Origin of the sequence: Pseudomonas frederiksbergensis (assembly GCF_003732665.1) — a bacterium.
Lineage (GTDB): Bacteria > Pseudomonadota > Gammaproteobacteria > Pseudomonadales > Pseudomonadaceae > Aquipseudomonas > Aquipseudomonas frederiksbergensis_G.
On the sequence record NZ_MOBP01000024.1, the window covers coordinates 34,394 to 49,693 of the forward strand.

Sequence of the window (15,300 nt, forward strand, 5' to 3'; positions counted from 1 at the left end):
AGAAATCCCCATGTTGCATATCTTCTGTCCTCACTGCGGCGAGCTGCGCTCCGAAGAGGAATTCCACGCATCCGGCCAGGCGCATATCCCGCGCCCTCTGGACCCTAATGCCTGCACCGACGAGGAGTGGGGCGACTACATGTTCTTCCGCGATAACCCTCGCGGTCTGCACCATGAGTTGTGGATTCACGCCGCCGGTTGCCGTCAGTACTTCAACGCGACCCGTGACACCGTGACCTACGAGATTCTCGAAACCTACAAGATCGGCACCAAGCCCCAATTCACCGACAAGACCGATAGCCCGAAAGCGGCGAGCACGGCTCTGGGAGAGAAGGTATGAGCCAGACCAATCGCCTGTCCAACGGCGGACGGATCGACCGCAACAAAGTGCTGAGCTTCACCTTCAACGGCCAGGTCTACAAAGGCTTTGAAGGTGATTCCCTGGCCGCAGCCCTGCTGGCCAACGGTGTGGATATCATCGGTCGCAGCTTCAAGTATTCCCGGCCACGAGGCATCTTCGCCGCCGGTGCCGAAGAGCCGAACGCGGTGCTGCAGATCGGCGCCACCGAAGCCACGCAGATTCCGAACGTACGCGCCACGCAACAAGCGCTGTATCAAGGTTTGGTCGCCACCAGCACCAACGGCTGGCCGAGCGTGAACAACGACATGATGGGGATTCTCGGCAAGGTCGGCGGCAAGCTGATGCCGCCGGGCTTCTACTACAAAACCTTCATGTACCCGCAATCGTTCTGGATGACCTACGAGAAGTACATTCGTAAGGCCGCCGGTCTGGGCCGCTCGCCGACCGAGAACGATCCGGACACCTACGACTACATGAACCAGCACTGCGACGTGCTGATTGTCGGCGCCGGCCCTGCTGGCCTGGCCGCTGCATTGGCCGCTGCGCGCAGCGGTGCTCGGGTGATCCTGGCTGATGAGCAGGAAGAGTTCGGCGGCAGCCTGCTTGATTCCCGGGAAAGCCTCGACGGCAAACCGGCCGTTGAGTGGGTCGCCAGCGTTATCGAAGAACTGAAAAACACCCCGGACGTGCTGCTGTTGCCCCGCGCCACGGTCAACGGTTACCACGACCATAACTTCCTGACCATTCACGAGCGCCTGACCGATCACCTCGGCGACCGCGCCCCGATTGGCCAGGTGCGTCAGCGCATCCACCGGGTCCGCGCCAAGCGTGTGGTCCTGGCGACCGGCGCTTGCGAGCGTCCACTGGTCTACGGCAACAACGACGTGCCGGGCAACATGCTGGCTGGCGCTGTGTCGACTTACGTGCGCCGTTACGGCGTGGCACCGGGCAAGAAACTGGTGCTGTCGACCAACAACGACCACGCCTACCGCGTTGCCCTGGATTGGCTCGATGCCAGCCTGCAAGTCGTCGCCATCGCCGATGCTCGCAGCAACCCGCGTGGCGCTTTGGTTGAAGAAGCCCGCGCCAAAGGCATCCGCATCCTGACCGGCAGCGCCGTGATCGAGGCTCGCGGCACCAAACGTGTGACCGCTGCTCGCATCGCCGCGATTGATGTCAAAGGCCACGCCGTCACCAGCCCTGGTGAATGGCTGGATTGCGACCTCGTTGCGACTTCCGGCGGTTACAGCCCGGTGGTCCACTTGGCTTCGCACTTGGGCGGCAAACCGACCTGGCGTGAAGACATCCTCGGTTTCGTACCGGGCGAAGCACCGCAGAAACGCGTGTGCGTCGGTGGCATCAACGGCGTCTACGGCCTCGGCGATTCCCTGGCCGATGGTTTTGAAGGTGGCGCCCGCGCCGCCAGCGAAGCCGGTTTCGGTGTGGTCGAAGGCACCTTGCCCAAAGCCCTGAGCCGTCTCGAAGAGCCAACCCTGGCGCTGTTCCAGGTGCCCCACGAAAAGAACACCGCACGGGCGCCGAAGCAATTCGTCGACCTGCAAAACGACGTCACCGCCGCCGCCATCGAACTGGCAACCCGCGAAGGCTTCGAGTCGGTCGAGCACGTCAAACGCTACACCGCGCTGGGCTTCGGCACCGACCAGGGCAAGCTCGGCAACGTTAACGGCCTGGCGATTGCCGCCCGTTCGCTGAACGTGACCATCCCGCAGATGGGCACCACCATGTTCCGCCCGAACTACACGCCGGTGACTTTCGGCGCTGTGGCCGGTCGTCACTGTGGGCACATCTTTGAACCGGTTCGTTTCACTGCGCTGCATCACTGGCACGTGAAAAACGGTGCTGAATTCGAAGACGTCGGCCAGTGGAAACGCCCATGGTACTTCCCGAAAAACGGCGAAGACCTGCATGCCGCCGTCAAACGCGAATGCAAAGCCGTGCGCGACAGCGTCGGCCTGTTGGACGCTTCGACCCTGGGCAAGATCGACATTCAAGGCCCGGATGCCCGTGAGTTCCTCAACCGCATCTACACCAACGCCTGGACCAAGCTCGACGTGGGCAAGGCGCGCTACGGTCTGATGTGCAAAGAAGACGGCATGGTCTTCGACGACGGCGTAACCGCTTGCCTCGCCGACAACCATTTCGTGATGACCACCACCACCGGCGGCGCGGCTCGGGTGCTGCAATGGCTGGAAATCTACCAACAAACCGAATGGCCAGACCTGAAGGTGTACTTCACCTCCGTGACCGATCACTGGGCAACCATGACCCTGTCCGGGCCGAACAGCCGCAAGCTGCTCAGCGAAGTCACCGACATTGATCTGACCAATGAAGCGTTCCCGTTCATGACCTGGAAAGAAGGCCTGGTCGGCGGCGTGCCGGCGCGGGTGTTCCGGATCTCGTTTACCGGTGAGCTGTCGTACGAAGTCAACGTGCAGGCCGACTATGCGATGGGCGTTCTGGAAAAAATCGCCGAGGCCGGCAAGCAGTACAACCTGACGCCGTACGGCACCGAGACCATGCACATCCTGCGGGCCGAGAAGGGTTTCATCATCGTCGGCCAAGACACCGACGGCTCGATGACCCCGGACGACTTGAACATGGGCTGGTGTGTCGGTCGCACCAAACCGTTCTCGTGGATCGGCCAGCGTGGCATGAACCGCGAAGACTGCGTGCGTGATCAACGCAAGCAGTTGGTGGGCCTGAAGCCGATCGATCCGACCAAATGGCTGCCGGAGGGGGCGCAACTGGTGTTCAACACCAAGCAAACCATCCCGATGACCATGGTCGGTCACGTGACCTCCAGCTACTTGCACAACTCCCTTGGCTATTCGTTTGCCATGGGCGTGGTCAAGGGCGGTTTGAAGCGCATCGGTGAGCGGGTGTTCGCACCGTTGGCCGATGGCAGCGTGATCGAGGCGGAGATTGTTACTTCGGTGTTCTTCGATCCGAAGGGTGATCGCCAGAACATTTAATTCGCCTCGGGTGCTGTGGGCGGGCTGCTATTCGCGAGCAAGCCCGCTCCCACAGGGGAACGCGGTCGAATGTGGGAGCGGGCTTGCTCGCGAAGGCGCCGGACCAGCCACCACAAAGGCCGGAACCAACAGAATTCAGGAACAGGTGCTTTATGACCACAGCCAATGTTTACCAACAACGCCCAACCACCGGGGCCAAGGCCGAGTCGTCGCTGCATCACGCCGACCTCGCCAGCCTCGTGGGCAAGGGCCGTAAAAACGCCGGCGTGATCGTGCGTGAGAAAAAACTCCTCGGCCACCTGACCATTCGTGGCGATGGCCACGATGCCGCGTTCAGCGCCGGCGTGCACAAGGCCCTGGGCATCGAATTGCCGGGCGCGTTGAGCGTCATCGTCAAAGGCGAAACCAGCCTGCAATGGATGGGGCCGGATGAGTGGTTGCTGATCGTGCCGACCGGCGAAGAATTCGCCGCCGAGCAAAAGCTGCGTGAAGCGCTGGGCGATTTGCACATCCAGATCGTCAACGTCAGCGGCGGCCAGCAGATCCTCGAACTGAGCGGCCCGAACGTGCGCCAGGTGCTGATGAAATCCACCAGCTACGACGTGCATCCGAACAGCTTCCCGGTGGGCAAGGCTGTCGGCACGGTGTTCGCCAAGTCGCAACTTGTGATTCGCCACACCGCTGAAGACACCTGGGAACTGCTGATCCGTCGCAGCTTCTCGGATTACTGGTGGTTGTGGTTGCAGGATGCGGCCGCCGAATACGGGCTTAGCGTTCAGGCCTGATGGATGATCGTTCCCACCTGTGGCGAGGGGGCTTGCCCCCGTTGGGCTGCGCAGCAGCCCCAAATCCTCAAGACGCGGTTTGACTGACACACCGCGTTTGCCGGTTTTACGACTGCTTCGCAGCCGAACGGGGGCAAGCCCCCTCGCCACAGGTCTTCGCAGTCGCGTTGGTATTTTCGAACAGGAGTCACCGCACTATGAGCCGCGCCCCAGACACATGGATTCTGACCGCCGACTGCCCAAGCGTCCTCGGCACCGTGGATGCGGTGACCCGCTTTCTGTTCGAGCAGGGCTGCTACGTCACCGAGCACCACTCTTTCGATGACCGGCTCTCGGGCCGATTCTTCATTCGCGTGGAATTCCGTCAACCCGACGGCTTCGACGAACAAGCCTTCCGCGCCGGCCTCGAAGAACGGGGCAAAGCCTTCGGCATGATCTTCGAGCTGACCCCGCCGAACTACCGGCCAAAAGTGGTGATCATGGTCTCCAAGGCCGATCACTGCCTCAACGATTTGCTCTACCGCCAGCGCATCGGCCAGTTGTCCATGGACGTCGCCGCCGTGGTCTCCAACCACCCGGACCTCAAGCCGTTGGCCGACTGGCACCAGATTCCGTACTACCACTTCCCCCTCGACCCCAACGACAAGCCGTCGCAGGAGCGTCAGGTGTTGCAAGTGATCGAAGAGTCCGGCGCCGAACTGGTGATCCTTGCCCGTTACATGCAGGTTCTGTCGCCGGAGCTGTGCCGCAAACTCGACGGCAAAGCGATCAACATCCACCACTCCCTGCTGCCGGGTTTCAAGGGCGCCAAGCCCTATCACCAGGCCTACAACAAGGGCGTGAAACTGGTCGGCGCGACCGCGCACTACATCAACAACGACCTGGACGAAGGCCCGATCATCGCCCAAGGCGTGGAGGTGGTGGACCACAGTCACTACCCGGAAGATTTGATCGCCAAGGGGCGGGATATTGAAGGGCTGACCCTGGCGCGGGCGGTTGGGTATCACATTGAGAGGCGAGTGTTTTTGAACGCCAATCGCACGGTCGTTCTTTAGGACGCCTTCGCGAGCAAGCCCGCTCCCACAGGGGATTTGTGTCGTACACAAAACCTGAATTCACCCTAAACCCATGTGGGAGCGGGCTTGCTCGCGAAGAGGCCCGCACAAACAACGCAAAAAGACACAAGCACAACCAGAGCAATCAACGCGCCGCCGCTCCATGGCGACGCGACCGCTACATAAAAACAACAGCGAGGTGAAAGCATGTCTGGCAATCGTGGTGTGGTGTATCTCGGCGCTGGCAAGGTCGAAGTACAGAAAATCGAATATCCGAAGATGCAGGACCCGCGTGGCAGGAAGATCAACCACGCCGTCATCCTGCGCGTGGTTTCCACCAACATCTGTGGTTCCGACCAGCATATGGTGCGCGGTCGTACCACTGCTCAAACCGGTCTGGTTCTGGGTCACGAAATCACTGGTGAAGTGATCGAGAAGGGCAGCGACGTCGAGAACCTGCAAATCGGCGACCTGGTGTCCGTACCGTTCAACGTGGCTTGCGGGCGCTGCCGTTCCTGCAAAGAGATGCACACCGGTGTCTGCCTGAGCGTCAATCCGGCCCGTCCCGGCGGAGCTTACGGTTATGTCGACATGGGTGACTGGACCGGCGGCCAGGCTGAATACGCGCTGGTGCCGTACGCCGACTTCAACCTGCTGAAACTGCCGGACCGTGATCGTGCGATGGAAAAAATCCGCGACCTGACCTGCCTCTCAGACATCCTGCCGACCGGTTACCACGGTGCCGTGACGGCGGGCGTTGGTCCGGGCAGCACGGTGTACATCGCGGGTGCCGGCCCGGTGGGTCTGGCGGCGGCTGCTTCCGCTCGCCTGCTGGGCGCGGCGGTGGTGATCATCGGTGACGTCAACCCGGTCCGTTTGGCGCATGCCAAGGCCCAGGGTTTCGAAATCGCCGATCTGTCCCTGGACACGCCGCTGCACGAGCAAATCGCTGCACTGCTGGGCGAGCCGGAAGTGGATTGCGCCGTCGACGCCGTAGGCTTCGAAGCACGCGGCCACGGCCATGACGGCGTGAAACACGAGGCTCCGGCCACCGTGCTCAACTCGCTGATGGGCGTAGTTCGCGTGGCCGGCAAAATCGGTATTCCGGGCCTGTACGTGACGGAAGACCCGGGTGCCGTGGACGCCGCCGCGAAAATGGGCAGCCTGAGCATCCGTTTCGGCCTCGGCTGGGCCAAATCCCACAGCTTCCACACCGGCCAAACCCCGGTGATGAAGTACAACCGCCAGTTGATGCAGGCGATCATGTGGGACCGTATCCACATTGCCGACATCGTCGGCGTGGAAGTCATCAGCCTCGATGACGCGCCCCGTGGCTACGGCGAGTTCGACGCCGGCGTACCGAAGAAGTTTGTGATCGACCCGCACAAGTTGTTCAGCGCGGCTTAAGTTTCACTCATTAAAGGGCAACCCTCGGGTTGCCCTTCTCATTTTCAAATAAACGATCTATTTGAATTCGCACTTACTGGCGTCATCGCCGGCGCATTGATCGCCGTTCCAATTGTCTCCAATAGCCTGGACAGGATGTCCGAGCCTGAGACCGACTGAAGCGCCTTCGTCGTCAGTACCGTCATATCGGCAGATGGCCACTGACTTGGCGCTATCTTTGTCTTTAAGGAGCACTGAGGTGAACTTGAACTCAGTGGCATTTTGAGAACTGCTAACGGTGACCGTCGGGCAAGTTGCGGCATAAGCGGTGCTCATCATGGCAAAGCACATAACGGCACCTGCAACAAATTTCAGCTTCATGCTTTTTACTCCATTTCATAACTTGGAGTTCCTATTCTTGCTACGTCGTGAATAACCGTGAACTGTCAGTTCTGACAGTTAATTAGATGCGTTCGCTATGAACGAAAAGTTTTTAATGCTCAGCCTTGCTATAGAGCTGCCAATGCGCCCTGGTAAAGCACCGGCCCCGTCGGTTGCCCGGTCGGCGAGCCGCCCTTGGGCTCCAGGCTCACCGCCAACGCAATCGGCTTGCCGATCAGCGCCTTCTGCGCATCGCTCAGCTCAACCTTGCCTTTGCCGCCCGCCGGAATCACGCCGAGGGAAATCGGTTTGCCGTCCGCCGGTATCGCCCACAGCTCCAGGCTGCGTCCCGGATCAACCGCAGCCAACTTCAGCGGCTCGACGTTCAGGAAATTCCCGTGGGCTTCAACTTTCAACGCAGGTTGTGCGTCGGCGCTCAGCAATGTGGCGCTGTAACGGGCCTCATCGCGGTTGTAGAGCATGCTCAGGAATACGATCAGCAGCAGCGAACAAAGCGCCGCTGTCACCCGCGTCCAGGACCAGAATGAACGCTTCTCGGGCACATGCAGCACTTGCGGTTCGATTCGTGCGGTGATGCCTTCCCACACATGTTCCGGCACCGGTTGCTCGGGCAGCGACTCGGTCAAACTCACCAGGCTGTCCTGCCAGTGCGCCAGTTCTGCGCGCAGGGCCGCGTCTTCCAGTAACAACTGTTCAAAACGTCGACGGGCCGCCGTCGGCATCAGGCCGATGGCGTAGTCGGCGGCGAGGGCGCGGCGCAGGGGCGGGGTCTGGTAGTTCATGATTCAAGGCACCTGCGCAGGCGTTCCATGCCACGGCGGATCCAGGATTTCACCGAGCCCAGCGGCGCGGACAGGTGTTCGGCCAGTTCAGAACAGGACAGCCCTTGAAAGTAGGCGACGGTAATCGATTGGCGCTGCATGCCTTCGAGGCTGTCCAGGCAGCGGTTCAGCGCGTTGGCTTCGCGGCGGCTATTGAGTAATTCGTGGGCCGAGGGACTTTCATCCACCAACGCCAGTTCTTCCAGATCGGTCAGCGGCCGGTCGCGGTGTTTGCGCAACTGATCGATGGCCTGGTTGCGGGTGATGTTGATCATCCAGGTCAGCGGTGCCGACAGGTGCGATTCATAGCGCGAGGCGTTGTTCCAGATGCGCACGAAGCTTTCCTGCAACACCTCTTCGGCCAGCTCATGGTGACCCATGAAACGCAGGGCGACACCGTACAGGCGCGGGCCGACGCTACGGTACAACGTCTCGAACGCGCGGCGGTCCCCCAGAGAGCACTGGGCCAGAAGCTGCCGGAGCTGATCGGTGTCGGCGATGGCAATAACGGTTCTCCAGGCAATCGAGGGAGCGACGGTGGACTGCGAAGAGGTTAGTCCACGGCGCGCAGTTGTTCCATTCACGGGCGGACACCTCGGGAAAATGCCGGCCCCGATGCGCAGGGCCGGCGAGCACGGCCTAACCTTTGGGCATCAGTACTTTGTCGATGACCTGAATCACGCCATTGGACTGATACACGTCGTAGGTGGTGATGTCGGCGACATCGCCTTTTTCATCCTTGAGCGTGATGTTGTGCGGGCCGTTCATCATCACCCACAACTTGCCACCGGCGACGGTGGTGAGTTCGGCCTTGCCGCCACCGGCCTTGATCTTCGCGGCCAGGGTCATCATGTCGAGTTTGCCGGCGACGACGTGGTAGGTGAGGAGCTTGGTCAGAGTGGCTTTGTTCTCGGGTTTGAGCAGCGTATCCACCGTGCCGGCGGGCAGGGCGGTGAACGCCGAGTTGACCGGGGCGAACACGGTGAACGGGCCTTTGCCTTTGAGGGTATCGACCAGACCGGCGGCTTTGACCGCAGCCACCAGGGTGGTGTGGTCGGCGGAGTTCACCGCGTTATCGACGATGTCCTTGTTCGGCAGCATGCTTTGGCCGCCGACCATGACAGTGTCGTGGCTCATGTCTGCCGCTTGTACGCTGTTGAGGGCGAATCCGCCGCCAAGGGTCAGGGTCAGCAGGCTGGCAATCAACGGGGTTTTGATCGAAGTGCGTTTCATGGTGGTGATCCTTGTGGGGAGAATCGGCCAGGAGTGTCTGTCCGTGCTTGATATACGCGGCGGGGTCTAGACTGGATGCACACCAAGAAACTCTTTTATTGGCGGCCACGATTCCTGTGGGAGCGGGCTTGCTCGCGAAGGCGTCGTGTCAGTCAACGTATGTATTGAATGTCAGTCCTCCTTCGCGAGCAAGCCCGCTCCCACAGGGGGTTGGGAACATTCCCCGGGGATGTCAGTCGAACGCACAGTTTTTTGCCGCCCATGGGTGGGCGGTTTCTGCCTAAAGAGGTTGTCTGGATGAAGATTTCACGCGGTTTTGCACTGGCTTCGCTTATGACCCTGGCGGCCAGCCCGGTCTTCGCCGGTTTCAGCCTGGACGATGTGACCAAAGCGGCTTCGAGCATGCAGGGCGGTAACGCCGCCACTGCCGCCGCCCCGACACAGGAAACCGCTGGACTGCTCGGCGCGCTGACTTCGCAGTTGAATGTAAAACCCGAGCAAGCCGTCGGTGGCACCGCGGCGATGCTGGGGCTGGCGAAGAATCAATTGAGCAACACCGATTATTCGCAACTGGCCAAAAGCGTGCCGGGGCTGGACAAGCTGTCGGGTGGTGGTGGTCAATTGGGCGCCCTGAGCGGGTTGCTTGGTTCTTCCGGTAAATCGGCAGGGCTGGAAAATGCCTTGGGCAATGTGAAGAACACCAACGACCTGAACAGTGCATTCGGTGCTCTGGGCATGGACAGCGGGATGGTCGGCCAGTTTGCCCCGGTGATCCTCAAGTATCTGGGTGACCAGGGCGTTGGCGGTCCGTTGCTGGAAAGCCTGGGCGGGATTTGGGGCGCCGGTTCCGGTAGCTGATTCAGCGGCGCTCGGCGCGCAACGCGTCGATGCGCCGGTCCTTCTCGATCCAGAGCTGGTTGACCCAGTTCTGGATTTTTTCGCGAAACAGCGGATCGTTTTCGTAATCCCCCTGCCACAACGCCGGGTCCAGTTCGCGGGTCTGGATGTCGATGATGACCTTCGGCACGTTGCCGCTGATCAAATCCCAGAACCCGGGAATCTTCTGCTGCGGATACACCACCGTCACATCGAGGATGGCGTCCAGCTGTTCGCCCATGGCCGCCAGCACAAACGCCACGCCACCGGCCTTGGGCTTGAGCAAGTGGGTGAACGGTGATTGCTGCTGGGTACTTTTTGCGGTGGTGTACCGGGTGCCTTCCAGGTAATTGACCACCGTCACCGGCTGACGCTTATACAGCTCGCACGCCGCTTTGGTGATCTCCAGATCATGCCCGGCCAATTCAGGGTTTTTCGCCAAAAACGCCTTGGTGTAGCGCTTCATGAACGGGTAATCCAGCGCCCACCAGGCCAGGCCCAGGAACGGCACCCAGATCAGTTCTTTCTTGAGGAAGAATTTGAAGAACGGCGTGCGCCGGTTCAGGGTCTGGATCAGCGCCGGGATATCAACCCAGGACTGATGGTTGCTGATCACCAGGTACGAGGTGTCACCACGCAGGTCATCGCCGCCGCGAATGTCCCATTGGGTCGGGATGCAGAGACGGAAGATCAGCTTGTCGATTTCGGCCCAGGTCTCGGCGATCCACATCACCGCCCACGAGGCATAGTCGCGAAAGCGCCCGGGCAGGACCAGTTTGAGCAGGGCAAACACCATCAGCGGGCCGAACAGGACCAGGGTGTTGAGCAACAGCAGGAGGGTAACGAAACAGCCGGTGAGCAGGCGGCGCATAAGTAACTCTTGAAAGCGTTTGGGCGCGCCATGATAAGCAGCTTCGGGCGGCAGGCCAAATCGGCGGTGACGAATGTTTCACCTTTGAGCCGGTATGCTTGAGTGAATTTGAACAGGTCAGGCTGTTGTAGTGATTGATCTGGCCTCTTCGCGGGCAAGCCTCGCTCCTACGGTTATGTTTCGTACGAGATATTGCGTATGACACAAATCCTGTAGGAGCGAGGCTTGCCCGCGAAGGCGATCTCAGGAACGAACGAATTGCTTTCTGACGGTCTAAAATCCCGCTGCCCACTCCTTATGGATGCCCATTACGTGAAATCCCTCCTTGCACTGCTGACCCTCGTGGCCCTGCCGGTCATGGCCGCCGAGCCGACCTTGTACGGGCGTTACGAATACATCGCGCTGCCGGAAATCGGCGGTGAAGTCCTCAAGGCCAAAATGGACACCGGTGCCCTGACCGCGTCGCTGTCGGCCAAGGACATCGAAATGTTCACCCGCGATGGTGACGAGTGGGTGCGCTTCCGCCTCGCTACCAAGGACGCGAGCAACAAGGTCTACGAGCACAAAATCGCGCGGATCAGCAAGATCAAGACCCGCTCTGAAGAAGACGAGGACGAGAAGGACGAAGCCGCCCCCACCAAGCGTCCAGTCGTCGATCTGGAACTGTGCCTGGGCAACGTCAAGCGCACGGTCGAGGTCAACCTCACCGACCGCAGCAGCTTCAACTACCCGCTGCTGATCGGCGCCAAGGCCCTGCGTGAATTCGGCGCGGCGGTGAACCCGGCCCGACGTTTTACTGCGGATAAACCCGACTGCTGATTGACGAGATGTGAGGCTTGGGCCACCGTTGCGCAACTTAACTGCCGTGCTCGGACGCCATGCCTCATATCCTGATTGTCGAAGACGAAGCGGCCATTGCCGATACGTTGATTTTTGCGTTGCAGGGCGAAGGATTCACCACCACTTGGGTGAGCCTCGGCGCGGCGGCGCTTGAGCATCAACGCCAGACCCCGGCCGACCTGATCATTCTCGACATCAGCGGCTTCGAAACCTGCAAGCAACTGCGGCGTTTCAGCGACGTGCCGGTGATTTTTCTAAGCGCCCGCGATGCAGAGATCGACCGCGTCGTGGGCCTGGAAATCGGCGCCGACGATTACGTGGTCAAACCGTTCAGCCCCCGGGAAGTGGCGGCGCGGGTCCGGGCGATCCTCAAGCGCATGGCCCCGCGAGCGCCGGCAGAAGTCGCTTCGACACTGTTTCGCATCGACAGCGAACGGGTGCAGATCAGCTATCGCGGCCAGCCCCTGAGCCTGACCCGCCACGAATTCCGCTTGCTGCAATGCCTGCTCGAACAGCCCGAACGCGTCTTCAGTCGCGAGCAATTGCTCGACGCCCTGGGCGTGGCCGCCGATGCTGGCTACGAGCGCAGTATCGACAGCCACATCAAAAGCGTGCGCGCCAAACTGCGCCTGGTGCGGGCCGACGCCGAACCCATCCAGACCCATCGCGGCCTCGGCTACAGCTACAGCCCGGGGCATAGCTGATGTCACTGGGCATCCGCATTTTCCTGGTCTATGTGCTGTTTATCGGCCTGACCGGTTACTTTGTGCTCAACACCGTGATGGAAGAAATCCGCCCCGGTGTGCGCCAGTCCACCGAAGAAACCCTGGTGGACACCGCCAACCTGATGGCCGAAATCCTGCGCGACGACTTCAAGGCCGGGACCCTCAACCAGAATCACTGGCCTCAACTGCTCAAGGCCTACGGCGAGCGACAGCCAAAGGCGAGCATCTGGGGCCTGCCGAAAAACCAGGTCAACCACCGCATCTACGTCACCGACGCCAAAGGCATCGTGGTGCTGGACTCCAGCGGCGCGGCGGTGGGCCAGGACTATTCGCGCTGGAACGACGTTTACCTGACCCTGCGCGGCGAATACGGTGCGCGCTCCACCCGCAGCGATCCCAACGACGCGACTTCCTCGGTAATGCACGTCGGCGCGCCAATCCGCGATAACGGCCAGATCATCGGCGTGGTCACCGTGGCCAAGCCCAACAGCTCATTGCAGCCCTACGTTGATCGTACCGAACGGCGATTATTCGCGTATGGCGCCGGTTTGATCGGCCTCGGTTTACTGTTCGGCGCCGTGCTGTCGTGGTGGCTGAGCGCGGCGCTGCGACGGTTGACCGCTTACGCCCAGGCGGTCAGCGAAGGTCGTCGGGTCGAGGTGCCGCATTATCGCGGCGGCGAACTGGAACAACTGGCGACGGCGGTTGAGCAGATGCGCACGCAACTGGAGGGCAAGGCCTATGTCGAGCGCTACGTGCACACCTTGACCCATGAATTGAAGAGCCCGCTGGCGGCGATTCGCGGCGCGGCGGAACTGTTGCAAGGTGAGATGCCGCTGGCCCATCAGCAGCGTTTCGTCAGCAACATCGACAGCGAAAGTGCGCGGATGCAGCAGTTGATCGAGCGGTTGTTGAACCTGGCGCAGGTTGAGCAGCGGCAAGGGCTGGAGGAGCGGGTCGAAGTGCCGTTGGTGGCGTTGGTGGACGAGTTGCTGGACGCCCAATCGGCGCGGATCGAGGGTAAACAGTTGCGGGTTGAGCAGACGATTACTCCGGATTTGCTTTTGATCGGCGAGCCGTTTCTGTTGCGTCAGGCGTTGGGCAATCTGCTGGAAAACGCCCTGGATTTCACTCCGGTTCGGGGGCGGTTGCACCTCGGTGCCGAGCGGGTGGGTGAGCAGGTTGAGATCAGGTTATTCAACCAGGCTGAGGCGATTCCTGAGTATGCATTGCCGCGCCTGAGTGAGCGCTTCTACTCATTGCCTCGGCCGGACAGTGGGCGTAAGAGCACCGGGTTGGGGCTTAACTTCGTTGAAGAGGTGGTCAAGTTGCATGGTGGCGAGATGAGCATTGGTAATGTGCGGGGCGGGGTTGAAGTGACGCTGCGCCTGCCTTAGGACCGTGTCGCGGCCTTCGCGAGCAAGCCTGCTCCCGATGTAGAAATGCGTTCCCATGTGGGAGCGGGCTTGCTCGCGAAGAGGCCGGCCCAGTCTCCACAAAGTCTCCACATTCCCCCCACAAAACCCCCACACGCCCACCCCAGACTCTCCCTCATTCGAACAGGGAGAGACCCACATGAACCGCAGCCTGACCCTCAAACTCGGGGCGATTGCCCTTCTGATTCTGTTATTGCTGATCCCGTTGCTGATGATCAACGGCGTGATCCAGGACCGTCAGCAACTGCGCGACGGCGTGCTCGAAGACATCGCCCGCAGTTCCAGCTACAGCCAGCAATTGACCGGGCCGCTGATGGTGGTGCCGTATCGCAAGGTGGTGCGCACCTGGAAGCTCAACGAAAAAACCAACGAGCGTTACCAGGAAGTCGGTGAGGAGCGGGGCCGTTTGTACTTCCTGCCGGAGCGCTTTGAACTCGATGGCAACGTCCAGACCGAACTGCGTGCCCGGGGCATTTATGAAGCGCGGTTGTTTCACGCCGATAACCGTATCAGCGGCCTTTTCACGATCCCGGAACAACTGGGCATCAAGGAAGACTTCGCCGACTACCAGTTTGACCAGCCATTCCTGGCCGTGGGCATCAGCGACATTCGCGGTATCGAGAATGCACTGAAACTGGAACTCGACGGCCAGCGCCTGGACTTCGTGCCGGGCAGCCAGGTGGGTTGGTTGGGCGAGGGTGTACACGTGACGCTGCCGATGCTGGACGCAAAAAAAACCACGGAACTGGCCTTCGGTTTCGACCTGCGCCTGCAAGGCACCGGTCAGTTGCAAGTGCTGCCGGTGGGCAAGACCAGCAAAGTGTCGTTGGCCGCGAATTGGCCGCACCCAAGCTTTATCGGCAACTACCTGCCGGCCCAGCGTGAAGTCACCGACCAGGGCTTCACCGCCAATTGGCAAACCTCGTTTTTCTCCACCAACCTGCAAGAAGCGTTGAGCAGTTGTGTGTCCGGCGGTGGCTGTGAAGCGTTCAACGGCCGCAGCTTCGGTGTGAGCTTCATCGACCCGGTGGACCAGTACCTGAAAAGCGACCGGGCGATCAAATATGCGCTGTTGTTCATCGTCCTGACCTTCGCCGGTTTCTTCCTCTTCGAAGTGCTGAAAAGCCTGGCGGTGCACCCGGTGCAATACGCGCTGGTCGGCGTGGCCCTGGCGTTCTTCTACCTGTTGCTACTGTCGCTGTCCGAGCACATCGGCTTTGCCCTGGCGTATCTGCTGTCGGCCAGCGGTTGTGTGTTGCTGATCGGGTTTTATGTCTGCCACGTGCTGCGCAGTGTGCGCCACGGCCTGAGTTTTTCGGCGGGGTTGGCGGGGTTGTACGGTTTGCTCTACGGCTTGTTGAGTGCCGAGGATTACGCGCTGTTGATGGGTTCGCTGTTGCTGTTCGGGCTGCTGGGTGTGTTCATGGTGCTGACCCGCAAACTGGACTGGTACGGGATCGGGGCGAAGCCAGTCAAGCCGTTGGTGTTTGATATGGGAGCGGTGGAATGAGCCGGT

General features: G+C 60.7%; 15 protein-coding genes. 10 read left to right on the top strand and 5 right to left on the bottom strand.

Annotated elements, in window-relative coordinates:
• Positions 1–10 precede the first annotated feature (10 nt).
• The 5 genes from BK665_RS31605 (at position 11) to fdhA (ending at position 6,601) form a co-directional block, all read left to right on the top strand.
• A complete protein-coding gene (locus BK665_RS31605; RefSeq protein ID WP_123410389.1) occupies positions 11–340 on the top strand; it encodes a sarcosine oxidase subunit delta in 330 nt (109 codons plus the stop codon).
• Positions 337–3,354, top strand: coding sequence for a sarcosine oxidase subunit alpha (locus tag BK665_RS31610; RefSeq protein ID WP_123410390.1), 3,018 nt, complete (start codon positions 337–339; stop codon positions 3,352–3,354). Before BK665_RS31605 ends, BK665_RS31610 begins: the two co-directional genes overlap by 4 nt.
• A 152-nt stretch (positions 3,355–3,506) precedes the next feature.
• Positions 3,507–4,139, top strand: a complete 633-nt coding sequence (locus BK665_RS31615; RefSeq protein WP_123410391.1) for a sarcosine oxidase subunit gamma — start codon at positions 3,507–3,509, stop codon at positions 4,137–4,139.
• A gap of 197 nt (positions 4,140–4,336) precedes the next feature.
• Positions 4,337–5,194: a formyltetrahydrofolate deformylase gene (gene purU, locus BK665_RS31620; protein ID WP_123410392.1), complete on the top strand. Its 858-nt coding sequence runs from the start codon at positions 4,337–4,339 to the stop codon at positions 5,192–5,194.
• A 207-nt stretch (positions 5,195–5,401) separates the two neighbouring features.
• A complete protein-coding gene (gene fdhA, locus BK665_RS31625) occupies positions 5,402–6,601 on the top strand; it encodes a formaldehyde dehydrogenase, glutathione-independent (RefSeq protein ID WP_123410393.1) in 1,200 nt (399 codons plus the stop codon).
• A gap of 57 nt (positions 6,602–6,658) precedes the next feature.
• Here the strand turns inward: fdhA and BK665_RS31630 are convergent, their stop codons facing one another.
• The 4 genes from BK665_RS31630 to BK665_RS31645 form a co-directional block, all read right to left on the bottom strand.
• A complete protein-coding gene (locus BK665_RS31630) occupies positions 6,659–6,961 on the bottom strand; it encodes a hypothetical protein (RefSeq protein WP_123410394.1) in 303 nt (100 codons plus the stop codon).
• A gap of 128 nt (positions 6,962–7,089) precedes the next feature.
• Positions 7,090–7,764, bottom strand: a complete 675-nt coding sequence (locus tag BK665_RS31635) for an anti-sigma factor (protein ID WP_123410395.1) — start codon at positions 7,762–7,764, stop codon at positions 7,090–7,092.
• Entirely contained in the window at positions 7,761–8,387 is a 627-nt protein-coding gene (locus BK665_RS31640; RefSeq protein ID WP_123410396.1) for a sigma-70 family RNA polymerase sigma factor, read from the bottom strand. The genes BK665_RS31635 and BK665_RS31640 overlap by 4 nt, the downstream gene beginning before the upstream one ends.
• Before the next feature lie 55 nt (positions 8,388–8,442).
• Positions 8,443–9,036, bottom strand: coding sequence for a fasciclin domain-containing protein (locus BK665_RS31645; RefSeq protein WP_123410397.1), 594 nt, complete (start codon positions 9,034–9,036; stop codon positions 8,443–8,445).
• Positions 9,037–9,333: 297 nt separating this feature from the next.
• On the opposite strand from BK665_RS31645, the gene BK665_RS31655 reads away from it, so the two are divergent.
• Entirely contained in the window at positions 9,334–9,894 is a 561-nt protein-coding gene (locus BK665_RS31655; protein ID WP_123410398.1) for a DUF2780 domain-containing protein, read from the top strand.
• Position 9,895: 1 nt separating this feature from the next.
• Here the strand turns inward: BK665_RS31655 and yihG are convergent, their stop codons facing one another.
• Positions 9,896–10,783: a 1-acylglycerol-3-phosphate O-acyltransferase, YihG family gene (yihG, locus tag BK665_RS31660; protein ID WP_123410399.1), complete on the bottom strand. Its 888-nt coding sequence runs from the start codon at positions 10,781–10,783 to the stop codon at positions 9,896–9,898.
• A 312-nt stretch (positions 10,784–11,095) separates the two neighbouring features.
• Between yihG and rloA2 the strand changes: the two genes are divergently transcribed.
• The 4 genes from rloA2 (at position 11,096) to creD (ending at position 15,294) form a co-directional block, all read left to right on the top strand.
• Positions 11,096–11,602 (top strand): retropepsin-like aspartic peptidase RloA2, encoded by a 507-nt coding sequence (rloA2, locus tag BK665_RS31665; protein WP_185076705.1) that lies wholly within the window; start codon positions 11,096–11,098, stop codon positions 11,600–11,602.
• A 59-nt stretch (positions 11,603–11,661) separates the two neighbouring features.
• The gene (creB, locus tag BK665_RS31670) at positions 11,662–12,327 is read left to right on the top strand and encodes a two-component system response regulator CreB (protein WP_123410401.1); all 666 of its coding nucleotides are present in this window, start codon (positions 11,662–11,664) and stop codon (positions 12,325–12,327) included.
• A complete protein-coding gene (gene creC / locus BK665_RS31675) occupies positions 12,327–13,745 on the top strand; it encodes a two-component system sensor histidine kinase CreC (protein WP_123410402.1) in 1,419 nt (472 codons plus the stop codon). Before creB ends, creC begins: the two co-directional genes overlap by 1 nt.
• A 178-nt stretch (positions 13,746–13,923) precedes the next feature.
• The gene (creD, locus tag BK665_RS31680; protein WP_123410403.1) at positions 13,924–15,294 is read left to right on the top strand and encodes a cell envelope integrity protein CreD; all 1,371 of its coding nucleotides are present in this window, start codon (positions 13,924–13,926) and stop codon (positions 15,292–15,294) included.
• Positions 15,295–15,300 lie beyond the last annotated feature (6 nt).